This is a genomic window from Macrococcus carouselicus (assembly GCF_004359515.1).
Lineage (GTDB): Bacteria > Bacillota > Bacilli > Staphylococcales > Staphylococcaceae > Macrococcus > Macrococcus carouselicus.
Window position 1 is genome coordinate 705,364 of record NZ_SCWD01000001.1, and the last position, 23,232, is coordinate 728,595.

The window sequence follows — 23,232 nt, forward strand, 5'->3', positions numbered from 1 at the left end:
AATCCCCTTTTTGTGAATAATATAACAAAATTTCATAACTGTGATATTTGTCACATTATTAATCTCTCTATTTTATTATTATAAAGAAAGAAAAGTTATTTAGAAAGGACGGATGGACATGGCTAAAGATAAAGATCAAATCCAGGCAGAGCAAAAGGAACTGGCGCCAGAATATGATTCACATAATAGTCTTGATCTGCGCGGTACGATGATTTCTGTATGGCACATGTTGTTGCAGGTTCTTGGATTTCAGCTGCTGGTCAGATGATGGGTTACTTCCTCCAGGTCAGAAAACAAACAGCGATGGATGAGCATCTTCCAACAACGAAACTCGTTGAGAACTGGAAGTTCTTACTGGTTGTAACTATCGGTCTGATTTTAATCGCTTATACTATTCCGGTCAGCCAGATGTTCATCGATCCACCGTCAGATGCTAAAGGCTTTGGTGAAGGTAAAATCTGATAATATCAGAACTCCCTGCGGGGAGATTTTTTCCCTCATTTCTACAGCCTTATATAATTTCTTAAATATTTATACTTATTGAGTTTACATAATAATATTATATTAATTATACATACAAAAAAAGAGATACCGAAGTATCTCATCATTGCTGAAGAAGTTCATAACTCTTTTTCTTCACCTCAAAATCGTGAACATTACAGATAACCATCACTTCATCAACTGCAGGCAACTGTTCCAGTGCCTTTTTTACCTTCTGCGGGTCACCTATAATACAGCGTCTGCGATTCTCACGTATGATCTCCAGATCTTTAGCTGAATAATGTTTCTGCTCCACTTCCTCAATAGAAGGTATGGTCGTATCACGTCCATATGTGACATTCAGCAGCCAGTGATCAAGTGTCCTGGCATGTCGTTCTGCTTCTTCATTCGTCTCACTGCAGATAATGAATAGGCAGAGAATGGCATGCGGTTCAGACATAACCGCCGAAGGTTTAAACTCACTGTAGTAAGTCTTCAAAGCCTGTACCATATGCTTCGGATTGATGAAGGCACCGAAAACAAAGCCGATGCCAAGCGCTGCTGCACGCCGTGCTCCGTTCTCGGTAAGACCGAGCGTCCATAGCGGCGGCATATGATTGATTCTTGGACCTGCCTTCACTGAGCGGAATTCATGATTCTGAGATAATGTATTGTGCATAAAGCCGATCAGGTCTTCTGTCATCCTTGTATAGTCCCTGAGTTTATTCGGACCATCATCAGTCAGTGCACGTCTTGTGCGCTCTGTTCCACCTGGTGAATTACCGATGCCGATATTGACGCGTCCGGGAAACATCGCTTCCATCGTTTTCGCGTTTTCAGCGATTTTATAGGGACTATACAGCGGCAGCAGAATTCCGCCGGAGCCGACCGCTATACGCTCAGTCACACTCAGCAGGCGTGTCATCATGATTTCCGGACTCGAACTGACAAGACCTGCTGTATTATGATGTTCCGCTATCCAGTAGCGCTTATAGCCCCATTTCTCAGTCAGCTTTGCGAGCTCGATGGATTTTGCAATCGCATCTTCCACAGTGTCACCGCGAGAAACCGGTACCTGGTCAAGCACACTGAATTTCATTATCTTTCGCCCCAGTACTGATAGTACGTACATTCTAGATAGCCATTGAACAGTTTACGTCGCTTCGTCGCTTTTTTTCCGACCAGCACTTCAAATTCCTTATAGCTCGTCATGATGTAAAGTGACCATTTCGGGTTCTCTTTAATAAGATCACCTAGATAGCTGTACATCGCTTCTACTTCTTTACGTTCACCAATTCGTTCACCGTATGGCGGGTTTCCGACTATGGCACCTTTTTCTGCTTCCAGTTTTAAATCATGGACATTCAGCTGCTTGAACTTGATCAAGTCTCCAAATCCGACTTCAGTTGCATTAATCTTCGCAATTCTTATCATCTCTGGATCAATATCGCTCGCAGTGATATCGATTTCTTTATCATATAAAGCTTCGCTGTCTGCCTTAATGCGTTCTTCTTCGTACATGTCTTCAGGAATAATCTCCCACTCTTCGCTCGCAAAATCGCGGTTGAATCCTGGTGCGATATTCTGTGCGATCATTGCCGCTTCAATGGCAATCGTCCCGGAACCGCAGAACGGATCGATAAAAGGCGTATCTCCGTTCCAGTTTGATAATCTTACCAGTGACGCAGCAAGTGTCTCCTTCATCGGTGCTGCCCCTTGAGCGAGCCTGTAACCACGTTTATGCAGCCCGGCGCCTGAGGTATCAATCGTCAGCAGCACTTCATCCTTTAGGATTGATACTTCAACTTTATACAGAGCGCCGCTTTCATCAATCCACCCTTTAATGTCATGCGCTTTTTTCAGGCGTTCGACAATCGCCTTCTTCACAATCGCCTGGCAGTCCGGCACACTGAAGAGTTTCGATTTCAGACTTTTTCCCGACACCGGGAATGAGCCCTTCGGTCCGATAATCTCCTCCCACGGCAGTTCTTTCGTACGCTCAAATAACTGGTCAAATGTGGTTGCATAGAATCTGCCGACAACAATTTTGACACGGTCTGCCGTACGCAGCCACAGGTTTGAACGAACAATGGCTCTTGCGTCCCCTTCGTAAAGAATCCGCCCATTCTCTGTCTTTGTTTCATATCCTAAATCATTCACTTCTTTTGCCACGACTGCTTCTAATCCCATCGGTGATGTTGCGAGTAACTGGTACATAAAAATCTCCTTTTTAAGTTTACATAATAGCGTTATTTTAAATTAATATTTAAAAGTTTTTCATTTTTATTTTAACATAGCCAATAAAAAAAGCCCTCCTTAACAGGAGAGCTGCACTAGAAAGATATCTCTGTAAGCCATGTTCTGTTCCTTAGTACTGCTGACGAGTCTAGTTACTCTCGTACGCCGGTGATAATCATCTGTCTGTAGATTACTCTACCTCTTCTATACGTTCATTTCCGCTAGAAAAGTGCTCCTACCAAATTTGGATTGCTCACTCGAGGGGTTTACCGCGTTCCACCTTCTCCGTTTCCGGACAAGCTACGTCACTGTGGCACTTTCAAACTACTGAAACCTTATCAGAGACTTAGGTCCGTTCGTTGCCGTCAAATTAATGCCCTGGCTTATGGTTTCGCCAGGCACGATCACTACAGCCATCTCAGGCATGTGTGAGCATGGACTTTCCTCTATATTGCTATAGCGATTATCCGAGATATCTTCTGACCTTCTGCATTATATCATATATTCATGATTTGTACTACTTTCCGAAAACTGCTTTCTCCAGGTTGGAGATACGTTTCAGCAGATCATAGTTCTGTGAACCGGCATCTCCTCTTCCCGTTGCCACCCGGATCCTTAAATCTTCAATCTCTTTTTTCAGTTTTTTGTTTTCATCGGCTATTTTCAGCAGCTGACTGTTCATATCCTCCATCTTCTGATAGTCAGAAATGATGTCATCCAGAAAACCGTCAACATCCTCCGGTTTGAAACCTCGGACCATCGTTCTCTCAAACTCTTTCTCATAGATATCTTTTGCTGAGTACTTAAGTGTCAAATCTTCCATATCATCACTTACCCTTCCCATTTTTCACTCTGATAGTCGTTGATAAATACTGATAAATCGTCCATTGAAATGATATCCATATTATAGTCACTCGTGGCGCTGAAATCAATCAGCTGCTGCTTGAAGTACTTAGGACTGGCCGCCTGTTCATCGTCATAGAAGAGAAGCGTCCCTTCTGTATTCTCAAGGATGAAACGCGTCGCCTCTCTGAACATATAGCCCCCTGCATAAGGCTGCTGATAGACAGAAGTGATAAAGTCTGACTGACTTGCTATTTGTTCATAGTACTGCTGATTTTCCTCGTTCCATTTTGATGTATGTTCCAGAAAAGGTGTGATAATAGCAAGTTTCAGATCATAATTCTTCCTTAATCTAATCGCCACTTCTCCTGCCCAGAGTTCAGTACCGAGCATACCTGATATGATGACCCATTCAAGTCCTTCTTCAGCATACTGTCGCAGCCTTTCCTGCAGATACAGCTTGATGAATTTCACCTCCGGCTGATTATTTCTGAAGATATTCAGTTCATATGGTTTATAGCCCGTCACATAAACAGACTTCATAGCATCCGCTCAAGATAATGCAGATCGTGCTGCACTGCTTTATATTTATCGAGGAAGACTTTCTTACTGGTCTTATCAAAGAAACATTCGACAGACAGCTCACGCATATGCTGAATCAGCAGTTTTAATTTAAGCTCGTTCATCAGTGGCAGTGCGACCACCTGATCCTCATTCATCTTCAGGTCAGTCAGATGGGCATCGACATGCTCCGTGAAAGGCTGAATATCAATGACAAAATTAAATTCACGGCCCTTTTTTGCTGCTTCAAAGAATATTTCTATCTTTTTGATATCTTCATTTAAGGATTCTATATAATGTCGCAATAGACGGCACTTCCTTTCTGAAATTGTGGTAAAATCGTCTATATGCTCATCATACTAGATAAATAGGAAGTAATGAAATGGTAAATTATCCGAACGGTAAAAAACATCCGTCTAAAGACTTAGTTACATCAGACTCTGAAAAGCGTAAGATAAACTATGGCAGACGAGGTATGTTTTTCGAAGAGGCCATCGATGCCTCCAATCAGTATTATCTGTTGAATCAGATTGCAGTGATTCACAAACGGCCGACACCTGTCCAGATAGTGAAAGTCGATTATCCTAAAAGGAGCAAGGCTGTCATCAAGGAAGCCTATTTTAAGACGCCGTCAACAACGGATTACAATGGCATCTATAAAGGCAGATATCTTGATTTCGAGGCGAAGGAAACCAGGAACAAGACGAGTTTTCCGCTGCATAACATACATGAACACCAAGTCGAACATATGAAAGCTGTTACTGAGCAAGGAGGCATCTGTTTCCTGCTGATTCATTTCGCCGAATATGAAGAAGTCTACCTGCTTCCTTATCAACATTTTGAGGTCTACTGGCAGCGCATGACAGATGGTGGAAGAAAATCCATTACATTAACAGAAATCAGAAACGATGGTATATTAATACCGTATGGTTACAAGCCGAGACTTGATTATCTCGCAGCTTTGACTTTAAGAGAGTGGGGAAAAATAAATGGCTAAAAACAATAAAAGGAAACGTAGCACAAAAAGAACAATTTTACAGATTCTAGGTGGAATCTTAATCGCTTTCGCTGCACTGATGGTACTCGGTATCGGCATGTTTATTTATTACGCGTGGAAAGCGCCGTCCTTCAATGAAGCGAGCTTACGTGATCAGCTACCTACTAAGATCTATGATAAGAATAATGAACTGGCGACAGTTCTCTATATGGGGCAGCGCCGTGAAGAGGCCAAGTTTGCGGATATACCTGACCAGATGCGTAATGCTGTACTTGCAACAGAAGATAACCGCTTCTATGAACACGGTGCCCTTGACTTCAAACGTCTGACAGGCGCCGTCCTCAAAAACATCACCGGCGGTTTCGGCTCGCAGGGCGCTTCAACTTTGACGCAGCAGGTCGTCAAACGTTCTTTTCTGACAGATAAGAAGTCCATCGAACGCAAGGCACAGGAAGCCTACCTCTCCTACCGTCTGGAGCAGGAATATGATAAAAATGAGATTTTCGAGATGTATCTGAATAAAATCTATTATTCAGATGGTATATACGGCGTCAAGACAGCGGCCCACTATTATTTCAATAAGGATCTAAAGGATCTGTCACTGGCCGAGACTGCCTATCTCGCCGGGCTGCCGCAGATTCCAAATGCTTATAATCTCTATGACCACCCGGAAGCAGCGGAAAGACGTAAAGATACAGTGCTTTATCTGATGAATCGTCATAACCGTATCACAAAGGAAGAGATGGAACAGGCGCAGGCACAGGACTTATCGGTTAATCTAGTACCACGTACTGCTGCGGAACGTCAGAATGTCGATCAGAATGACCCAGCCTTCGCTTCTTATATCAATATCATCAAACAGGAAATCAAGAATAACAAGGAATTTAAAGGTCAGTCTCTCAGTGATATTCTGACTAGCGGTCTCAGAATTTATACCAATATGGACCGAAATATCCAGCAGAACCTGCAGAATAATGTAGACAACTTAGCCGTCTACAAGAATAAGGATCAGCAGGCGGCGGCTACTATCCTCGATACAAAAACAGGAGGCCTCATCGCTATTTCCGGCGGCCGTAATTATCAGGATGTCGTAGACAGAAACTTAGCCATAGATCCTCACGCTGTCGGTTCTATCATCAAACCTATCCTGAGTTACGGTCCTGTCATTGAGAACCTGAAATATCCGACGAACACGATGATTCAGGACGAAAAAGAACTCGATATCAACGGCAATACATTTAAAAACTATGATACAGAGAGTCATGGTATGGTGACAATGCGCGAAGCACTGCGCAAAAGTTACAACATCCCTGCCCTTAAGCTGTTCGAGACAGCTAAAAAAGAAATCGCACCGGATGCTTCTTATCACTTCGCAAAGAAACTCAATCTCCACTATGAGACGAGTGACCTAGGTCCGGCTGAAGCATTAGGAGGTGGCGCGTCTGAGTTTTCAACTGTTCAGATGGCAGCTGCTTTCTCAGCCTTCGGTAACAACGGTACTTACAATCAGGCGCATGCCATCCGTAAAGTGATGACCCGTGATGACGAAACAATCCAGTTCAGCCATACAACGCGTAAAGTGATGGAAGATTATACAGCATACATGATTACAGATATTCTGAAGGATGTCTTCACAATTGATGGTACTGCGACGGGTATGGCTCCGAACGGTGTGAATGTAGCCGGTAAAACAGGCACTGCCACATATGCAGATGAATTCTACCAGAAATACCAGCTGCCTAGCGATGCAGCAAAAGATGTATGGATTTCAGGTTATTCACCTAACTACACAATGACCGTCTGGATGGGCTTTACAAAACCTGCACAATATGGTGTGAACTCCTTCGTCGGCCATGTGGAACAGGCTTTACCACAGACGCTCTTTAAAACAGTGATGACTGAAATCAGTCCTATAGATGGACAGGATTTTGTAAAGCCTGACTCAGTCATTGAAACCGGCAATGAGCTGCAGGTTAACGGCGGTTCTGTTTCCAATAAACCTATCACTTCTTCAGAAGTAAAAACAGAGGCTGCAGGTGCACAGACACCTGCAGCCTCTGTTAGAACTGAATCTCCTGCTGTCGCCCCGACTGCAGAACCGACGACTGAACGCGCTACAACAGCTGCTCCGATGACTGAACGCGCTACAACAGCTGCTCCGACGACTGAACGCGCTACAACAGCTGCTCCGACGGCTGAACGCGCCACAACAGCTGCTCCGACGGCTGAACGCGCCACAACAGCTGCTCCGACGGCTGAACGCGCCACAACAGCTGCTCCGACGGCTGAGCGACCCACAACGGCTGCTCCGACGACTGAGCACCCCACAACGGCTGCTCCGACGACTGAGCGACCGACAACGGCTGCTCCGACGACTGAGCGACCCACAACGGCTGCTCCGACGACTGAGCGACCCACAACGGCTGCACCTGCAAAAGCATCATAGCTAAAAGGGACTATCCTCAAAATGAAGATAGTCCCTTTTTATTTATTACGTTTATCACGAATCCGTTTTACTGCCGCTACTTTCTTGATTTCATCCCGCAATGTCTTCATCTGTTCAAAACGCATAAAATGAAAACTATTGGCTGAAATAAAATCATAACGTTCCACCATATTCAGCGGTTTGTATTCCAGCTCTCCTACCCGTGCTGGATCCACAGGTCTGTCGTTCACTTCAAACAGCATCTCAATCAGCGCGGTCCGATACATTTCAATCAGTTTCAGACCTTCTTCATGATGAAGAGATTTCTTATCTGCCAGCTGCTCCAGCTGTACTTCAAGCCGCTCAAAATACGCATCATTCTGCATCAACAATCACCTTCTTTCGTTTACGTCCTTCCCGGCAGTCAGCAAGTAAAGGACATACATTGCATTTAGGATTCTTCGCCGTGCAGTGATAACGTCCGAAGAAAATGAGCTGATGATGCGTCTGCGTCCAGCGGTCTATTGGTATTTGACGGCACAACGTCTCCTCGACTTCTGTCACATTGTCCTTCCAGCGACAGATGCCAAGACGCTTTGATACACGTTCGACATGCGTATCGACAGCTAAAGCCGGCACGCCGAACGCCACAGAAACAACGACATTTGCGGTCTTCCTGCCTACTCCCGGCAGTTTGACAAGGTCACTGTGTTGTGTTGGCACCTGCCCATCATAGTCATCGATCAGAATGCGGCACAGAGCCTGAATATTCTTTGCTTTATTCCGGTAGAGCCCGATCGAACGAATATCTTCCATCAGCTCTTCGACGGATACATTCAGATAATCCTGCGGCGTATGATACTTCTGAAAAAGAGCTGCTGTTACACGGTTCACAGTTGCATCTGTACACTGCGCAGACAAGAGGACTGCGATTGTAAGATCGAATGGATTGCGGTAGTTCAGTTCACATTCTGCATCCGGAAACATGTCAGCGATGACATTTATCAGTTCTAATGTTTTTTTCTTACTTAACATACGGATTATCTCCATTCACCCAGTCAAACACTGGAAAATTCTCAATGGTTTTCGTCATCTTCCGTCCCGTTCTGAAATCATCGCTGACTGTTTTCGAGTCATCGACAGTCTTCACATTTCTTTTCTGCCAGTTCAGCAGAATACGGTCGATATACTTAAAGCTGATTTTATCATGTGAGACCGCTTCACTGAGCGCTGCCTGAATAATCTCTGCAGAATGGTGATCAGTATCCAACCAGTGGCTCAAAGTCTGCATCTCTATCGGTGTAAGCGGCCGGCTGAAGGCAACCTCGAAGCGTTCAAACAGGGAATTGAAGTTCACTTCCTGAGATTCAGGCTTAATCGTTTTCAGATTCTGTAATTTCATATCAAGTGGTTCAAGCGACACACTTTCACTATACTGCTGGTTAGTGCGATCAACGTTAATAGCTATCAGGTCCTTCTGAATCAGTCCCTGAATCTGAGCTGCGACCTGCTGAGTCGTCAAAGTCATCTCTTCAGCAAGCGTGTCGAAACTTGGCATCTCGTGCTGATGGTAACTGAGTAATTTCAGCAGCATGACCAATTCAGTCTCGTTGATATCCAGGTGACGATAATCGCTGATGAGTAGTCTCGGAATTGAAAGATGTTGATTAATTAGCTGCATGGTCTCACCTACAAGAAAACGCTAACCGACGTTAGCGTTCTGTTTTTTATGGATAAAGTCTGTTCAGTAATCTTGGGAATGGGCTGGTTTCACGTACATGCTCCACGCCAGAAATCCAGGCTACTGTTCGCTCGAGACCTAAACCAAATCCTGAGTGCGGTACACTGCCGTATTTGCGTAAGTCCGTATAGTACGAATAGGCTGCCGGATCAAGGTCATGTTCTTTCAGACGTTCCTCCAGTAATGCAAGGTCGTTGATACGTTCAGAGCCGCCGATGATCTCACCATAACCTTCAGGCGCAATCAGGTCAGCACATTTCACTGTCCCTTCCTCTTCTTCGTTAGGCTCCATATAAAACGGCTTGATTTTAGTCGGGTAGTTGATGATAAAGACCGGCAAGTCGAAATGATTGGCGATTGCCGTCTCATGCGGTGCACCGAAATCATCGCCCCATTCGATATCATCGAAATCCATTTCCTTCAGCATCTTGATTGCCTCAGTATAGGTGATACGAGGGAATGGTGCTTTTACTTTTTCCAGTTTCTCTGTATCACGACCGAGGAGTTTAAGGTCGAGCTTACAGTTCTCAAGTACGGACTGCACGATATAACTTACATATTCTTCCTGTACTTTCAGACTGTCAGCGTGTTCGTAAAAGGCCATCTCAGGTTCAATCATCCAGAATTCGATTAAATGACGTCGGGTTTTAGATTTCTCTGCACGGAATGTCGGTCCGAAAGAAAAGACTTTTCCGTGTGCCATCGCTGCCGCTTCCATATACAGCTGACCACTCTGCGAAAGAAAGGCGTCTTCCTCGAAATATTTCGTATGGAATAACTCACTTGTGCCTTCAGGTGCACTTCCCGTCAGAATTGGCGGGTCAATTTTGGTGAATCCTTCCTTGTTGAAGAATTCATAGGTCGCACGGATGATTTCATTTCTGATTTTCATCACTGCGTGCTGACGTTTTGAGCGCAGCCATAAGTGACGATGATCCATCAGAAAGTCTGTACCGTGTGCTTTCGGTGTAATCGGATAATCCACCGCTTCATGAATGATCTCAAGGTCTGTCACTTCCATCTCATAACCGAAATCTGAGCGCTCGTCTTCTTTGATAACGCCTGTAATATAGAGTGACGTCTCCTGTGTGATGCCTTTTGCTGTTTTAAACAGTTCTTCGCCGATATCTTCTTTAACAACGACTGCCTGCATGAACCCTGTACCGTCTCGCAGCTGCAGGAATGCAATCTTACCGCTTGAACGTTTATTCAGAATCCATGCACCAAGTGTCACGGTCTGACCGACATAATCGGCTGATTGATTGATCGAAATTTTTTCTGCCATGCTTATTTCTCCATTCTGTCTGTTACAAATTTTTTGATTCTGGAAATTGCTTCTGTCATTGAATCAAGGTCAGTCGCATACGACATGCGAATGTTGTCCGGTGAACCAAAGCTTGAGCCTGGTACAACAGCAACGAGTGATTCCTCAAGAAGTTTTTCAACGAATGCATCGGCACTATCTAATCCGCAGAGCTTCACCGTTTCTTTCACGTTTGGATACAAATAGAAAGCACCTTGCGGCTTGATACATTCAATGCCTGGGATCTCCATCAGTAACGGATAGATTGTCTCAAGACGGGATTTGAATGTCGCATTCATTTCCTGAAGGAAAGTCTGATCGCCATCGTAAGCTTCTATCGCAGCCCATTGTGAAGGGGTGGTCGGATTGCTGGTGGAATGACTGGACAGATCCGTCATCGCTTTGATCAGCTGCCTGTCTCCGGCCGCATAACCGATGCGCCAGCCAGTCATTGAATGACTTTTTGAGACACCATTAATGATGACTGTCAGTGCTTTAATAGCCTCACCCAGTGATGCAATGCTGATATGTTCACCGTCGTAGACAAGTGTCTCATAAATTTCATCTGATACAACGACAATGTTATGTCTGACTGCCCAATCCGCTACTGCCTTAAGTTCTTCCTTCGTATAGAGAGAACCCGTCGGATTGCTTGGTGTGTTCAGAATCAGCGCTTTAGTCTTATCCGTCATCACACTGTTCAGCTTATCTGGCGTCACCTTGAATGCTGTTGATTCATCAGTCCCTACATAGACAGGTTTTCCGCCTGCCAGTTTAACCTGTTCTGGATAGCTTACCCAGTATGGGATAGGAATGATCACTTCATCTCCTTCGTCAAGAATAGACTGAAAAAGATTATAAAGGGCATGCTTCGCTCCCGACGCCACCATAATCTCACTGACGTCATAATTTAAGCCGTCACGCTCGAGTTTTCCCTGAATAGCCTGCTTCAGCTTAGGAAGGCCCCCAGCCGGGGTATATTTCGTCTTACCTTCTTCAACCGCTCTGAAGGCCGCCTGAATGATATTGTCAGGTGTATTGAAATCAGGTTCCCCTGCCGCCAGACCAATCACCGGCTGGCCACTGGCCTTCAGTTCGTTCGCTTTAGCAGTGATCGCTAAAGTCGACGATGGTGTCAACTTCTGTACTCGCTCTGATAATTGCATTTCTACAGCTCCTTAAACATGATACCTTCAGTTTACCAAATAAGATGCAGCAGGTTAAATTATTTATGACTTCCCTTCATGTTTTTATCCACCAGTTCCAGAAATTCCGTCACATCTCCGCGTTTAACATCGTATTTCGATAGCACACTGCTGAATATCTTCTGGTAGCCTGCTTCCACAAGTCTTCGGTCCATACAGAGAATGATGCCATTATCTTCTTCTCTTCTAATCAGACGACCCGCTGCCTGACGTATTTTAGTTGCCGCATAAGGCAGCTGGTAATCATTGAAACTATCCTGCAGCTCGTCTTTCATCAGCAGGATGCGCTTGTCACTTGGATGAATAAAAGGAATGGTGACAATCATGACACACTTAAAATCCGCTGACTGATAATCAAGTCCCTCATAAAATGACTGAGTACCGAGCAAGACGGCACTATCCATCTGGTTGAACTGATTAAGCAGTTTGTGTGCATTTGACTGCGGCGTCTGAGCGATGAGCATGGTCTCTGTCACATCCTGCAGATAGCTCTCCACTTCAGCGATCATCTGGTAGTTATTAAAGAGTATCATCATCTTTTTCTGTCCCGTCGCAAGATAAGATGAAATATAGAGAACCACCTGTTCAATATAATCTGTATGATCCTGGTAATTGTAATTCGGCATATCGTCAGGAATAAAAAAGGTTACCTTATGATCTCGCGACAGAGGGTCGAAGATAACTACTTCTTTCTCCTGACCTTTCAGGAGCGGCGTGAGATGTGCGATGGACTGATTGAATACGAGAGAGCCGGACAGCAAGGTCAGCGACTCAAAATGACCGAACAGCTGCATGCTGAAGATATCCTTCAGTTTCTTATCCTTGATATAGACAGAGGCTGACGTATAGTTCCGGCCTCCCTCCACAAAAACCAGGTGCTGACTGGCAAGCGCGCTCACCATCTGCTGATAAATCTGATGGACAAAGTTAACCTCCCTGTTGACCATACGATTCAGCTGCAGCTGATCAGTCATCCTCTTGAATACCGTCATCTGTCTCAATATTTCGAGGAGTGTGGCATTTGACTTCAGGAGCTGAAATTTCTGATCACTTCCTATATGAATCTCCTGGAAGAACTGTTCATTCAGCTGCTCAACGTACTGTATCACAGATTTCAGCTCGAAATGAGACACTGTCAGTTCAGCCAGTCTTTTCTTGGATTCACCAAGCTCGTGATAGGCGCTGAAGACGATGCCCTCCTCTTTTGACAGCTGGGACAGATGATATTTCACCGTCTGATAATTCCATACTGTATAGGTGTGATCCAGTGCGACCTCCTGCAGCTGATGACCTTCATCAATAATCAGGTGACTGAACTGGCCAGGGAAGCCTTCCTTACCGGAGTGCAGAAGATGTGAATGGTTGGTCACACCGATAATGGCGGTATCCACCTGACGGATATCCTGATAAAGATACGTATCCTGCCTGCCCTTGTACAGTGTACGCATCAGCTCGAGATAGATCTTGCGCCCTCCGTTGATATTCAGCTGACTGATATCACCGGACTGATCTGACAGCAGGAAGATCAGCAGCTGCATCTTCAGCAGCAGAATATCATGATTTTCCTTCGGATCGTCCAGAATAAACTTGACGAACTCCACTGAGATATAGTTGCGTTTACTTTTCAGCAGCATAAGAGGTAACGGCTTGCCGATTGTCCGTTCAATCAGTTTGGCATCTGCCTGTATCAGCTGCTGCTGCAAAGCTCTTGTCGCAGTTGTCAGTAATATATTGTCTCCGTGCTCGGCCAGATAATAGGTCGCTGCCACGAGATAGGCCAGTGACTTGCCGCTGCCGACCTCCGCTTCAATCAGCTGCATGTCGTCATTCGTCATTGTCTCAAATATCAGTTCGGCGAGATACAACTGCTCCTGCCGGTAATGAAGCTGGTTGACTTCAATGACCTGTCTATAAAATTCACCGAGCGACAGATCAATCTTCACTTTTTCCGCCATAAGAACAGTCGGTTTATAGAATAATCCTTTCAGACTGGGATAATCACTCTGTCCCTTATAATCTGAAATAAGGGGGAACAGCAGCTGTTCAATATCGTTTCTCATCTTCTTCGCCAAGTGATAAAGCTGTATCAATGTCTCTTTCGGTAATGAGCGCAGCTTTTCTACTGCCAACTGCATCAGTTCCGCAGTTGCCTGAGCATCTGCTATCGCACTATGCGCATCAACCAGATTGACACCCAGGTTCTGCGCGAGAATACTGAGCTGATAACTTTCAGCCTCAGGATAAACAATCTTAAACAGATCGACCGTATCAATGCAGAAACGCGGCTTAAATGTCACACCCGCTTTGTCAAATACTGCAGTCAGAAAAGTGAGGTCAAAATTGATATTATGAGCAACGAATACTTTATCCTGCAGCCGGGAAAGTATCTCCGGCATGATGTCACTGAAAGCGGGTGCATCTTTGACAGTCTCATCGCTGATACCTGTCAATGATTCAATAAAGGGTGAAATCGCCTGTTCAGTGAAGATATAGCTGTCATAGCGGTCTATGATCTTCATATCATCCATCACAATGATGCCGATCTGTATGATATCATCCACCGCAATATTGTTACCTGTCGTTTCTATATCGACGACTGCGTACTGCATGCCCACCCCTCCTAAATCTCAATATCCGCGCTGATAAACTGATGTATCACTCCGTCATCACTTCTAACGACCAGCCGGCCATCATCCAGAATATCGATTGCCTGACCTTCAATGGTGTTCCGTCCCTCTGTATAACGAAGTCGTCTATCCCACATATTTGAATAATACTTATATTCTTCCTTGATAGCTGAGAACTCCTCTGTCAGAAACTGATGATAAGCGATTTCAAGTTCACTGAGCAGCTTTTCTAAAAAGACATACCGATTCACCGACTGGCCGGTAGCCGCTTTGATGCTGGTCGCTTTCTGCTGCAGCTCTACAGGGAAATCCTGAATCTCATGGTTTAGATTGATGCCGATTCCGCAGATGATATGATGGATGGCTGAAGCGTCGCCGCTGATTTCAGTCAGAAATCCACAGCATTTTCTATCATCAATATAGATATCATTCGGCCATTTGACTTTCGCATCCACACCGCCGACTGTCCGAATCGTTCTCGCAATAGCCAGTGACAGAAACAGATTGAAGGTCATAATTTTGTGGAGAGGCACTTCTGTACTTAAGACCAGTGTCATCCATAATCCTTTCTCCCCCATGGAATTCCACTGCCGATTGAAGCGTCCTCTTCCTTTTGTCTGAATTTCACTGATAACGATAAAAGGCTCGGTTATTTCAAGCATTTTTTCTTTAGCGACCGTCTGAGTTGAAGAGACCTCCTTATAGACAAAGCGCTGTTTGAAAAAATCCGACTGCTGCGTCACAAGCTGCATCATATCCTGGTCCCATTCATCGGGATACCCGGTCAGCTGATAGCCTTTATTATGGACAGATCTTACTTGAAATCCCTGACTTTTCAGCATCTCAATCGTTTTCCAGACAGCCGTCCTACTGATTGATAGTTGCTCTGCTATCCTCTGTCCCGACAAATACTGCTCTCTGTTCTGGTGTAGCAATTTCAATATTGAACTTTTATACTTCGACATGTTTGTCCACCCATTTCAGTATCTCTTCTTGGCTATTGATCAGATTGCCTGTCACAATCTCTTTTTCAATAGCGGACAGGGCAGCTTTCAGCCAGCGCCCCGGTCCGGTATTAAGATGTGTCATCAGAATATGTCCGTCCACTTGAATATCCTGTCGGCTATGTATTCTTCTGTTATTCCAGAACGTCATGATATCACTCTTATCAGCCGTTAAGGTCTGACACTCTATAATCAGTTCAGCAGAATACCGGTAAACAAGCATCTCAAGTTCAGCGAGGTCAGGCTGACTGTCTAACACGCTTAAGATTTCAGTACCCGCACGAATCATATGGACGCTCTCATTGGAGAGCTTAAGCTGCGGTAATGCCCGGTCTGTCACCCACTGTCGGTACAGATGATAGGCGATATAGACTTCGAGTGATAACGCCTGATCAGGCACCAACAGTTCCTGACAGTCTTTGAAAAAGGGAATGTCATGGATAAGACCTGAGTCTCTCAGTGTCCTGATGCCGGCTGATGGACTCAATCCACCAAGGAGCTTCTCTATCTCCGTTACGATCCGCTCAATCGCCACATGGCTGATAAGCGGGGCACAGCTGATCATCGCATCAATCGTGGCTTCCTCAACTGCAAAATCAAGCACGCTTTCAAAACGGGCGGCACGAACCATCCGCAGTGCATCCTCTCTGAATCGTTCCCGGGGTATGCCGACAGCTCTGATGAGACGTCTCTCTATATCTGCTCTGCCTCCGACATAGTCAATGACCTGCATCTGTTCATCCAGTGCCATCGCATTGACGGTGAAGTCCCGCCTTATCAGGTCTTCCTTCAGCTCCTTGACGAAAATGACATGGTCCGGTCGACGATGATCGATATAATCGCCGTCCGCTCTGTATGTCGTGACTTCAAACGTATCCTCCGTGATGACCATTATGGTCCCATGTTCCTTACCGATAGGTACTGTTCTGCTAAAAAGCGACTCCACTACGTCCGGCAGCGCGCTTGTCGTGATATCAATATCATTGATTGGAAGACCGAGCAGATAGTTTCTTACAGCACCGCCTACAATATAGGCTTCGTGCCCTGCCGCGTTCAGTCGCTCAAGTACAGGCAGCGCCGTCTTCAGCTTATTCATTAAGCATTTCCTGATAGAGTGCTTCGTACTGATCAGTGATGAACTGCGAAGAAAAGCGCTCCTTGATATCAATCAGCATATTGTGCTGCAGTCTGCCATAATAAGCATCATCTGTCAGCAGTCTGACCGCATACTCCGCTGCCTGATCACTATCGCCTACATCGACAAGAAGACCTGTCTCGTCATGCCTGATCACTTCTCCGATACCGCCTGCACGTGTGCCGATGCAGACAACCCCGCAGTTCATCGCTTCAAGCAGTACAAGACCGAAGCTTTCCTTTTCTGACAGCAGCAGGAATAAGTCTGACATCTGATAGAAGCAGGCAACCTGTTCCTGTTTGCCCACAAACATGACATCTTCATTGATCTTCAGTTTCTTTGCCAGCTTCCTCATCTTTGACAGTTCAGGTCCATCTCCGATCAGCAGCAGCTTCGCTTTAATCTGTTCACGCACTTTCTTGAATGTATAGAGAATGTCCTGTATTCTTTTGACCTTACGGAAATTCGACACATGAGAAATGATTTTATAATCTGCAGGAATACTGTACATCTCTTTTAACTTGCCACAGTCCTGGATGGTAAAGTCTTTCTCATTAATAAAATTGTAGACTGTTCTGATTTCCTTATTAGGGGCAATCAGCGACATCGTATCTTCAGTCAGTGCATCACTGACACTCGTTACAATGTCACTTTCTTCAATACCGAATCTGATGGCATCGCGCAGGGTAGAATCATACCCAAGCACGGTGATATCAGTGCCGTGCAGTGTTGTGACGATTTTGACGTCCCTGCGTGCAATCTGTCTGCCGAGAATGCCGCAGATTGCATGAGGGACTGCGTAGTGCATGTGTAACACATCCAGGTCATAATCATTGATGACCTCTGCAATTTTAGTGGCGAGTGTAATATCATAAGGTGGATACTGAAAAACGGCATACTGATTCACCTCCACCTGATGGATTGTGATATTCGGTCTCTGGAACTGAATCCGGAACGGCGTATTTGAGGTAATGAAATGGACATCATGCCCTCTTTCTGCCATCTGAATCCCGAGTTCAGTTGCGATAATACCCGAACCGCCCATAGTCGGGTAGCAAGTGATCCCTATTTTCATCATTGTCCTCCTTGTTCAAAGTATGAGATAACAGCAAGTGCTGTCCCTTCATTAGTAGCTAGCGGCACATCATAGACATCGGATAGACGGAGCAGTGCCGAAACATCCGGCTCGTGCGGCTGCGCTGTCAATGGATCTCTGAAGAAGAAAATCGCATCTACTTCCTTGTTAGCCACCAGCGCACCGATCTCCTGGTCACCGCCGAGCGGACCGGATTTAAAGCGGCGAACTGAGAGCCCCGTCTCTGTTGCCACACGAAGACCCGTTGTCCCTGTCGCATATAAGGTATGCTGACTGAATTCATCATAATGCAACTGAATGAATCTGACGAGTGCTTCTTTTTTCTGGTCATGCGCAATGATTGCAAACTTCATATTATGACTTCCTTTCAAACCTGTTATAATCGCGCTGTTCAAATTTTTTCATCGTCTCCTCAAAACTCTCAGTCATATCAATACCCATGGAATTAGCCAGACAAAGCAAAATGAACAGGTTGTCTGCGAGTTCAAGGCCGATATCTTTCTGCTGTTCACTGAGCTTCTTCTGTTTAGGGCCATAGACATGATTGACTTCTCGGGCAAGTTCTCCTACTTCCTCGGTCAGCCGGACTATATTTTCCATCGGTGTGAAATAGCCAGCTTTAAAACCACCGATATAGTCATCGACCTGCTGCTGCATCTCTTTTAAGGTTTTCATTGTGCCTCCTATTGCTTCTGGTGTTTCATTCATTATATGATGGAATGTGGGGGGTGGAAAATTGAATATTAAGTTAAAAGCCGGCAATATCTTCATGATACTGATCGGCAGCGTGATCTTCAGTTTCGGTATCATCAATTTCAATATGGCTTATCACTTAACAGAGGGTGGCTTCACGGGTATCGCGTTAATATTATATCATTTATTCGGTATCAGCCCTGCACTAATGAATCTGATTTTTAATATTCCACTGTTCATCATCGGTTACAGATTTCTCGGCAGGACTTCATTCTACTATACGTTGATCGGTTCATTGAGCTCTACTTTCTTTCTTTATCTCTTCGAGAAGTATCCGTTCAATTTCTCTCTTAACAAAGAGGATTTGTTTCTCGTGGCCCTGCTTGGGGGCGTGATGATCGGGATCGGACTTGGTATCATTTTACGGGCCGGCGGTACAACGGGTGGTGTGGATATCATCGCACGGGTCACGAAGAAATACTTCAACTGGCCCATGGGACGCGTTATCTTTATGTTTGATTGTCTCGTGCTTGTCATCACTTACCTCGCACTCGGTGATATCCGTATCACCCTTTATACGTTTATCTGTGTCTACGTCGGCGGCCAGATTATTGATACGGTTCAGGATACAGGCTATACGGCCCGCGGTGCGCTGATTATCTCAGAGCAGTATCAGTCGATCGGCGATGCCATCAATACGGTGCTGGAACGCGGTGTCACGCAGATATCGGCACACGGTCATTATTCAAATATTGAGCGCCCGATGCTCTACTGTGTAGTGCCTAAAAATGAAATCACCCGGCTGCGACAGCTGATTCATGCCATTGACCCTCACGCCTTTGTCTCCATGATTGAAGTCCACGAAGTGCACGGAGAAGGTTTTACGCTGGACGAGAATAAGCAGCTGATCGAGGCGCATTAAAAAAACCTTATCTCCATTTAAGAGGAGATAAGGTCTCTTTATTAATCGCTGCTTCTTGCCATCATGAAAAATCTCAGGAACTCGGCAACAGCAACTGCTGTAGCTGCGACATAAGTCATCGATGCTGCAGATAAAACCGACTTGGCATGACGATATTCCTGCGCATCGACCATCTGCAGTTTTTCAATCTGATTCATTGCACGTTTACTGGCATCAAATTCAACCGGTAAAGTGACAATTGAGAAAAGCACCGCGAAGAACATCAGGAAGACACCTGCCCATATAGCCAAGCTGCCTAAACTGCTGCCTGAAGCTGAGATGCCAGTTAAAATAGCGCCGACCATGATGAGCAAGTAACTGAATGTTGTTCCAAGATTCGCCAGTGGCAGAAGACTTGAACGCACTTTCAGGAAACCATAACCAGTCGCATGCTGAATAGCATGACCCACTTCGTGTGCCGCAATCGCTGTTGCTGCTACACTTGGCTGGCGATAGTTAGCGGGACTGAGCACCACTCGTTTCGTGCGCGGGTCATAATGATCAGACAGAAAACCCTGACCCTCTAAAACCTGTACATCATGAATGCCGTTTGCTGCTAAGATTTCCTCTGCAACCTGCTTACCAGATTTACCTGAAGTCGATCTTACTTTCGAATATTTGTTATATGTTGATTTGACCTTGTACTGGAAATACATAGGTATCAGCATAATAATGACAAAATAAATCATATAGCTCATGAAATCCCTCCTTACCTCTATTTTATTGTGAAGGTCAGACTAAGTCAAATGTTTCATATTGATGAATTTCTGCCATAATATGACCAGAGGAATGACTGTCAGCCAGAACGCAAAATAGCCGATGTGGCGGATGTATTGTTCAAGCATGCTGTATACGGGATACTGCATATAGACGTAATCAATCACATCATTATGGAACGCCCAGATGAGCGTCACCAGGATATGCCATTTTTTAATTTTAAAGAACGGCAGAAAAAGAAATGCCTCAATGGCCATGATGCCATGCGAGAAGCAAAGCATCAGTCCTATACCTGTCACTTCACCAAGTGCTATAAATGTAAAGATATTCATCACTACTGCCCAGACGCCATATTTGATCAAAGTAACAAAAGCCAGCGCCTCAAAGAGACCACTATGCCGCCCTAATACCATCAATATGAGAGCGATGACAAGAAACAGACTCGCCGTCGGACTATCCGGCACAAATGGCATGAAGTACCAGCGCGTATGTTCAAGCTGTCCCATATACCAGTAATAGCCATATAAGGTGCCCAGCAGGTTCGCAATGATTAGAAAGGCCAGAAAGTAACGATTGGTCAACCAGAAGTAAAGCTGCTGCATCCTATCCTCCTATAAAAAAAGAGTCATCTCAATGATGACTCTTCCGATTTATTTCTTTAAAGGTTTACCGTTCTCATCTGTTAACTCAAGATTTGCTACATATTCAGAGACTTGTTTGATCTGCTCTTTTGTTAAAGTATCTTTGAATGATGGCATTTTACCCGCACCATTTGTAACAAATGCTTCCACAGCAGCTGGCTGCAGATTAGCTTCCACTAAGTTAGGACCTGCTGCACCTGTTAACTCACCACCATGACAACTTGTACAGTTCGACTTGATGATATCCGTGTAGACAGGGTCTTTTTTATCTAAGTTAGAGAAAGTGATCTTACCTTGTGCTTCTTGTTTCTCCCAGTCATGATAATGGCCGGATTCCCAAGTGGTATAGAACAGAATAGCCACTGTCAGCAGCATCATGCCTGAAGCGACAGGACGTTTATACCATAAACGGTGTTTACTTGTATCAAGCCAAGGTGCTAAGAGTAATGCCGCAAATGCGATACCCGGCAGTACGATGGCACCGAATGTGTTGAATGGTCCAGACGCATAAGTATATTTAAGAATCTGGTACAGGAATAGGAAATACCAGTCCGGAAGTGGCGTGTAACCTGTATCAGATGGGTCTGCCACACGTTCCAGAGGAGCTGGATGGGCTACCGTCAAGCATAAGAATGCGATTAAGAATACAGCACCCGTCATCCATTCTTTAAGTAGGAAATCAGGCCAGAAACTTTCTGTTTTGCCTGGAAATTCTGAATAATCTCTGTTTAGTTTGGCTTTCTTGTATTGTTTAATACGAGAATCACCGACAAATGTCATCCCTTTACCGCGATGCATCTCTCATTACCTCCTTTTATATTCGGTTTATAGTGGACCAGAAATACCTTGTTTACGAATCATAATAAAGTGAGCCGCTAATAACGCGAATAAACATGCAGGTAAGAAGAACACATGAATCGCGAAGAAACGCGTTAACGTCTGCGCACCGACTATCTGTGCATCACCGGCCAGTAAAGTCTTGACCCAGCCACCGATAAATGGAACAGATTCAGCGATCTGAAGACCTACTTTAGTACCGAATAAAGCTTTCATGTCCCATGGTAATAAGTACCCTGTGAAACTAAGACCGACCATGATGATGAAAATCAGTACGCCGACAACCCAGTTCAGTTCACGTGGCTGCTTGTAAGAGCCTGTAAAGAATACCCTGAGTGTATGCAGGAACATCATAACGACAACGATACTTGCGCCCCAGTGATGCATACCACGGACGATTACACCGGCAGCGACATCATGCTGCAGGTAGTAGACTGACTTCCATGCATTGACGATATCGGGTACGTAGTACATCGTTAAGAACATACCTGATAATACTTGAATGACTGTAATGAAGAATGTTAAACCGCCGAAGCAGTAGACGAATGCAGAAAAGTGATAAGCAGGGTTCACATGCTCAGGCACCTCATGGTCCGCAATATCTCGCCAGATAGGTGTTACATCAAGTCGATCATCGACCCAATCATAGATTTTCTCGAACATTAAATTGCCCTCCTTATTTTACCAATTCGTTAGGATGCTTTTTGCCGATTGTCAGCATGCCGCCTTTTTCGCCGACCTTATACTGATCAAGTGGTGCAAGCGGTGGTGTACCCGGAATGTTCTTTCCGTTTTTCTTATAACGACCATTGTGACATGGACAGAAGAACTGATCTGGGTGTGAATCGTCACCTGCCCAGTTAACCGTACAACCTAAGTGCTTACATGTCGGTGACAGGGCAACAATATTGTCGCCTTCTTTATAAACCCAGGCGAACTCAGTCACTTCACTGGTGTACCAGCCATCCTTCTGCTCGAACTTGAAGTCAACTTTACTCGGTACTTGTGTGATCTCTGAAGTTTTCACACTTGTTGTAATCATATTTCCAGCTGCTCCGCCTTTAAAGACTGGATCCAGCGCAAATCGACCTAATGGCATTGCGATACCAGCAGCCATAAATGATCCAACTCCCATAAGGGAATAGTTTAAAAATTGGCGTCTTGTGACACGTTGGCTCATTTAATTTTCCCCCCTCTAATACTTGTTCATACAAAAATATACTAGGACATATCAATTTTAGCCTAAAGAATTAGGATGGTCAATAAAATGTCGGAAATATGTCATTAAAATTTAATTACTTATTCCACATTGAAATGATGGTTCTCATCAGCTCTTTGACCTGTGGTTCTATCATGTCTGCCCGCATATCGGCACCCATCGCTTCAAGCGGGAAAGTGCTGACTTTAAAATGTGCTTCAGTTGTCTCAAAACGACTGGTCTGCGCAGTGATAAATAAAATGCGGTTCATCCCGTAGCTTTTGAGCTGTTCGCCGATGACAGTCGCAAGCGTGTAGTCCGCCTGCACTTGTACAGGTGGAATCAGCAGCACGCGCCCTTTAAACTGGTTTTCAACGGCCAGAGTCATCGTCTGAATAATTTCATAATCGTCTACAATGTTCATCAGCTGATTTCTATAATCCACATCGATGACCGGAATGATTGCCGTATCGATATATTCCAGCTGATGTGTGATATCTTTTAAGTCCCGGTGATTGAATAACATCCGC

27 protein-coding genes and 1 other RNA gene are annotated in these 23,232 nt (G+C 44.9%); 5 read left to right on the forward strand and 23 right to left on the reverse strand.

What is annotated here, in order from left to right; genetic code table 11:
• The first annotated feature begins 118 nt into the window (after positions 1-118).
• Both ERX40_RS11190 and ERX40_RS03475 read left to right on the forward strand, forming a co-directional pair.
• Positions 119-268 carry a hypothetical protein gene (locus ERX40_RS11190; RefSeq protein ID WP_165980644.1) on the forward strand — a complete coding sequence of 50 codons (150 nt, stop codon included), beginning with the start codon at positions 119-121 and terminating at the stop codon, positions 266-268.
• Positions 220-462, forward strand: a complete 243-nt coding sequence (locus ERX40_RS03475) for a hypothetical protein (RefSeq protein ID WP_133417105.1) — start codon at positions 220-222, stop codon at positions 460-462. Before ERX40_RS11190 ends, ERX40_RS03475 begins: the two co-directional genes overlap by 49 nt.
• Before the next feature lie 142 nt (positions 463-604).
• Here ERX40_RS03475 and ERX40_RS03480 read toward each other — a convergent pair whose 3' ends face one another.
• The 6 genes from ERX40_RS03480 to ERX40_RS03505 form a co-directional block, all read right to left on the reverse strand.
• The gene (locus tag ERX40_RS03480; protein ID WP_208001650.1) at positions 605-1,579 is read right to left on the reverse strand and encodes an LLM class flavin-dependent oxidoreductase; all 975 of its coding nucleotides are present in this window, start codon (positions 1,577-1,579) and stop codon (positions 605-607) included.
• Positions 1,579-2,697, reverse strand: a complete 1,119-nt coding sequence (locus ERX40_RS03485; RefSeq protein WP_133417106.1) for a THUMP domain-containing class I SAM-dependent RNA methyltransferase — start codon at positions 2,695-2,697, stop codon at positions 1,579-1,581. Before ERX40_RS03485 ends, ERX40_RS03480 begins: the two co-directional genes overlap by 1 nt.
• 128 nt (positions 2,698-2,825) lie before the next feature.
• An RNA gene (gene rnpB / locus ERX40_RS03490) (RNase P RNA component class B) lies at positions 2,826-3,193 on the reverse strand.
• A 42-nt stretch (positions 3,194-3,235) separates the two neighbouring features.
• A complete protein-coding gene (locus tag ERX40_RS03495) occupies positions 3,236-3,541 on the reverse strand; it encodes a DivIVA domain-containing protein (RefSeq protein WP_133417107.1) in 306 nt (101 codons plus the stop codon).
• Positions 3,542-3,549: 8 nt separating this feature from the next.
• A complete protein-coding gene (locus ERX40_RS03500) occupies positions 3,550-4,104 on the reverse strand; it encodes an SLOG family protein (protein WP_133417108.1) in 555 nt (184 codons plus the stop codon).
• Positions 4,101-4,427 carry a DUF1798 family protein gene (locus tag ERX40_RS03505; RefSeq protein WP_165980645.1) on the reverse strand — a complete coding sequence of 109 codons (327 nt, stop codon included), beginning with the start codon at positions 4,425-4,427 and terminating at the stop codon, positions 4,101-4,103. The genes ERX40_RS03500 and ERX40_RS03505 overlap by 4 nt, the downstream gene beginning before the upstream one ends.
• A 77-nt stretch (positions 4,428-4,504) precedes the next feature.
• On the opposite strand from ERX40_RS03505, the gene recU reads away from it, so the two are divergent.
• Both recU and ERX40_RS03515 read left to right on the forward strand, forming a co-directional pair.
• Complete coding sequence (gene recU / locus ERX40_RS03510; RefSeq protein ID WP_133417110.1) at positions 4,505-5,119, forward strand: Holliday junction resolvase RecU; 615 nt, start codon at positions 4,505-4,507, stop codon at positions 5,117-5,119.
• The gene (locus tag ERX40_RS03515) at positions 5,112-7,565 is read left to right on the forward strand and encodes a transglycosylase domain-containing protein (protein ID WP_133417111.1); all 2,454 of its coding nucleotides are present in this window, start codon (positions 5,112-5,114) and stop codon (positions 7,563-7,565) included. The genes recU and ERX40_RS03515 overlap by 8 nt, the downstream gene beginning before the upstream one ends.
• Before the next feature lie 38 nt (positions 7,566-7,603).
• Here ERX40_RS03515 and ERX40_RS03520 read toward each other — a convergent pair whose 3' ends face one another.
• From ERX40_RS03520 to ERX40_RS03570, 11 genes are read right to left on the reverse strand one after another with little or no spacing between them, the layout of a single operon-like run.
• On the reverse strand, positions 7,604-7,930 hold the full coding sequence (locus tag ERX40_RS03520) for a YpoC family protein (protein ID WP_133417112.1): 327 nt from the start codon (positions 7,928-7,930) through the stop codon (positions 7,604-7,606).
• Positions 7,920-8,579 (reverse strand): endonuclease III, encoded by a 660-nt coding sequence (gene nth / locus ERX40_RS03525; RefSeq protein WP_133417113.1) that lies wholly within the window; start codon positions 8,577-8,579, stop codon positions 7,920-7,922. The genes ERX40_RS03520 and nth overlap by 11 nt, the downstream gene beginning before the upstream one ends.
• Positions 8,569-9,225, reverse strand: coding sequence for a DnaD domain protein (locus ERX40_RS03530; RefSeq protein ID WP_133417114.1), 657 nt, complete (start codon positions 9,223-9,225; stop codon positions 8,569-8,571). The genes nth and ERX40_RS03530 overlap by 11 nt, the downstream gene beginning before the upstream one ends.
• Before the next feature lie 46 nt (positions 9,226-9,271).
• Entirely contained in the window at positions 9,272-10,570 is a 1,299-nt protein-coding gene (gene asnS, locus ERX40_RS03535; RefSeq protein ID WP_133417115.1) for an asparagine--tRNA ligase, read from the reverse strand.
• A 2-nt stretch (positions 10,571-10,572) separates the two neighbouring features.
• Entirely contained in the window at positions 10,573-11,754 is a 1,182-nt protein-coding gene (locus ERX40_RS03540; RefSeq protein ID WP_133417116.1) for a pyridoxal phosphate-dependent aminotransferase, read from the reverse strand.
• A gap of 59 nt (positions 11,755-11,813) precedes the next feature.
• Positions 11,814-14,402, reverse strand: a complete 2,589-nt coding sequence (locus ERX40_RS03545) for a helicase C-terminal domain-containing protein (protein ID WP_133417117.1) — start codon at positions 14,400-14,402, stop codon at positions 11,814-11,816.
• An 11-nt stretch (positions 14,403-14,413) separates the two neighbouring features.
• The gene (locus ERX40_RS03550) at positions 14,414-15,385 is read right to left on the reverse strand and encodes a biotin--[acetyl-CoA-carboxylase] ligase (RefSeq protein ID WP_133417118.1); all 972 of its coding nucleotides are present in this window, start codon (positions 15,383-15,385) and stop codon (positions 14,414-14,416) included.
• Positions 15,372-16,520 (reverse strand): CCA tRNA nucleotidyltransferase, encoded by a 1,149-nt coding sequence (locus ERX40_RS03555; protein ID WP_133417119.1) that lies wholly within the window; start codon positions 16,518-16,520, stop codon positions 15,372-15,374. Before ERX40_RS03555 ends, ERX40_RS03550 begins: the two co-directional genes overlap by 14 nt.
• Complete coding sequence (gene bshA / locus ERX40_RS03560; RefSeq protein WP_133417120.1) at positions 16,513-17,634, reverse strand: N-acetyl-alpha-D-glucosaminyl L-malate synthase BshA; 1,122 nt, start codon at positions 17,632-17,634, stop codon at positions 16,513-16,515. Before bshA ends, ERX40_RS03555 begins: the two co-directional genes overlap by 8 nt.
• Complete coding sequence (mgsA, locus tag ERX40_RS03565) at positions 17,634-18,008, reverse strand: methylglyoxal synthase (RefSeq protein WP_133417121.1); 375 nt, start codon at positions 18,006-18,008, stop codon at positions 17,634-17,636. The genes bshA and mgsA overlap by 1 nt, the downstream gene beginning before the upstream one ends.
• Position 18,009: 1 nt before the next feature.
• A complete protein-coding gene (locus ERX40_RS03570) occupies positions 18,010-18,330 on the reverse strand; it encodes a nucleotide pyrophosphohydrolase (protein WP_133417122.1) in 321 nt (106 codons plus the stop codon).
• Positions 18,331-18,424: 94 nt separating this feature from the next.
• Between ERX40_RS03570 and ERX40_RS03575 the strand changes: the two genes are divergently transcribed.
• Positions 18,425-19,270 carry a YitT family protein gene (locus tag ERX40_RS03575; protein ID WP_208001656.1) on the forward strand — a complete coding sequence of 282 codons (846 nt, stop codon included), beginning with the start codon at positions 18,425-18,427 and terminating at the stop codon, positions 19,268-19,270.
• Between the two features lie 41 nt (positions 19,271-19,311).
• Here the strand turns inward: ERX40_RS03575 and ERX40_RS03580 are convergent, their stop codons facing one another.
• The 6 genes from ERX40_RS03580 to ERX40_RS03605 form a co-directional block, all read right to left on the reverse strand.
• On the reverse strand, positions 19,312-20,007 hold the full coding sequence (locus tag ERX40_RS03580; protein WP_133417124.1) for a zinc metallopeptidase: 696 nt from the start codon (positions 20,005-20,007) through the stop codon (positions 19,312-19,314).
• 39 nt (positions 20,008-20,046) lie between these two features.
• The gene (locus ERX40_RS03585; protein ID WP_133417125.1) at positions 20,047-20,628 is read right to left on the reverse strand and encodes a DUF1405 domain-containing protein; all 582 of its coding nucleotides are present in this window, start codon (positions 20,626-20,628) and stop codon (positions 20,047-20,049) included.
• Between the two features lie 48 nt (positions 20,629-20,676).
• A complete protein-coding gene (locus ERX40_RS03590) occupies positions 20,677-21,465 on the reverse strand; it encodes a menaquinol-cytochrome c reductase cytochrome b/c subunit (protein WP_133417126.1) in 789 nt (262 codons plus the stop codon).
• Positions 21,466-21,492: 27 nt separating this feature from the next.
• Complete coding sequence (qcrB, locus tag ERX40_RS03595) at positions 21,493-22,167, reverse strand: menaquinol-cytochrome c reductase cytochrome b subunit (protein WP_133417127.1); 675 nt, start codon at positions 22,165-22,167, stop codon at positions 21,493-21,495.
• 13 nt (positions 22,168-22,180) lie between these two features.
• Positions 22,181-22,684, reverse strand: coding sequence for a Rieske (2Fe-2S) protein (locus ERX40_RS03600; RefSeq protein WP_133417128.1), 504 nt, complete (start codon positions 22,682-22,684; stop codon positions 22,181-22,183).
• Positions 22,685-22,799: 115 nt separating this feature from the next.
• A complete protein-coding gene (locus ERX40_RS03605) occupies positions 22,800-23,228 on the reverse strand; it encodes a DUF2487 family protein (RefSeq protein ID WP_133417129.1) in 429 nt (142 codons plus the stop codon).
• Positions 23,229-23,232: the final 4 nt, after the last annotated feature.

Coding starts and splice junctions, on each gene's coding strand:
- qcrB (WP_133417127.1), bottom strand. CDS start 22,167: ATGTTCGAGAAAATCTATGATTGGGTCGATGATCGACTTGATGTAACA.
- ERX40_RS03580 (WP_133417124.1), bottom strand. CDS start 20,007: ATGAGCTATATGATTTATTTTGTCATTATTATGCTGATACCTATGTAT.
- bshA (WP_133417120.1), bottom strand. CDS start 17,634: ATGAAAATAGGGATCACTTGCTACCCGACTATGGGCGGTTCGGGTATT.
- mgsA (WP_133417121.1), bottom strand. CDS start 18,008: ATGAAGTTTGCAATCATTGCGCATGACCAGAAAAAAGAAGCACTCGTC.
- ERX40_RS03540 (WP_133417116.1), bottom strand. CDS start 11,754: ATGCAATTATCAGAGCGAGTACAGAAGTTGACACCATCGTCGACTTTA.
- ERX40_RS11190 (WP_165980644.1), top strand. CDS start 119: ATGGCTAAAGATAAAGATCAAATCCAGGCAGAGCAAAAGGAACTGGCG.
- ERX40_RS03570 (WP_133417122.1), bottom strand. CDS start 18,330: ATGAAAACCTTAAAAGAGATGCAGCAGCAGGTCGATGACTATATCGGT.
- ERX40_RS03495 (WP_133417107.1), bottom strand. CDS start 3,541: ATGGAAGATTTGACACTTAAGTACTCAGCAAAAGATATCTATGAGAAA.
- ERX40_RS03590 (WP_133417126.1), bottom strand. CDS start 21,465: ATGCATCGCGGTAAAGGGATGACATTTGTCGGTGATTCTCGTATTAAA.
- nth (WP_133417113.1), bottom strand. CDS start 8,579: ATGTTAAGTAAGAAAAAAACATTAGAACTGATAAATGTCATCGCTGAC.
- asnS (WP_133417115.1), bottom strand. CDS start 10,570: ATGGCAGAAAAAATTTCGATCAATCAATCAGCCGATTATGTCGGTCAG.
- ERX40_RS03550 (WP_133417118.1), bottom strand. CDS start 15,385: ATGTCGAAGTATAAAAGTTCAATATTGAAATTGCTACACCAGAACAGA.
- ERX40_RS03515 (WP_133417111.1), top strand. CDS start 5,112: ATGGCTAAAAACAATAAAAGGAAACGTAGCACAAAAAGAACAATTTTA.
- ERX40_RS03520 (WP_133417112.1), bottom strand. CDS start 7,930: ATGCAGAATGATGCGTATTTTGAGCGGCTTGAAGTACAGCTGGAGCAG.
- ERX40_RS03480 (WP_208001650.1), bottom strand. CDS start 1,579: ATGAAATTCAGTGTGCTTGACCAGGTACCGGTTTCTCGCGGTGACACT.
- ERX40_RS03475 (WP_133417105.1), top strand. CDS start 220: ATGGCACATGTTGTTGCAGGTTCTTGGATTTCAGCTGCTGGTCAGATG.
- ERX40_RS03585 (WP_133417125.1), bottom strand. CDS start 20,628: ATGCAGCAGCTTTACTTCTGGTTGACCAATCGTTACTTTCTGGCCTTT.
- ERX40_RS03600 (WP_133417128.1), bottom strand. CDS start 22,684: ATGAGCCAACGTGTCACAAGACGCCAATTTTTAAACTATTCCCTTATG.
- ERX40_RS03575 (WP_208001656.1), top strand. CDS start 18,425: ATGATACTGATCGGCAGCGTGATCTTCAGTTTCGGTATCATCAATTTC.
- ERX40_RS03555 (WP_133417119.1), bottom strand. CDS start 16,520: ATGAATAAGCTGAAGACGGCGCTGCCTGTACTTGAGCGACTGAACGCG.
- ERX40_RS03500 (WP_133417108.1), bottom strand. CDS start 4,104: ATGAAGTCTGTTTATGTGACGGGCTATAAACCATATGAACTGAATATC.
- ERX40_RS03605 (WP_133417129.1), bottom strand. CDS start 23,228: ATGTTATTCAATCACCGGGACTTAAAAGATATCACACATCAGCTGGAA.
- ERX40_RS03485 (WP_133417106.1), bottom strand. CDS start 2,697: ATGTACCAGTTACTCGCAACATCACCGATGGGATTAGAAGCAGTCGTG.
- ERX40_RS03545 (WP_133417117.1), bottom strand. CDS start 14,402: ATGCAGTACGCAGTCGTCGATATAGAAACGACAGGTAACAATATTGCG.
- recU (WP_133417110.1), top strand. CDS start 4,505: ATGGTAAATTATCCGAACGGTAAAAAACATCCGTCTAAAGACTTAGTT.
- ERX40_RS03530 (WP_133417114.1), bottom strand. CDS start 9,225: ATGCAGCTAATTAATCAACATCTTTCAATTCCGAGACTACTCATCAGC.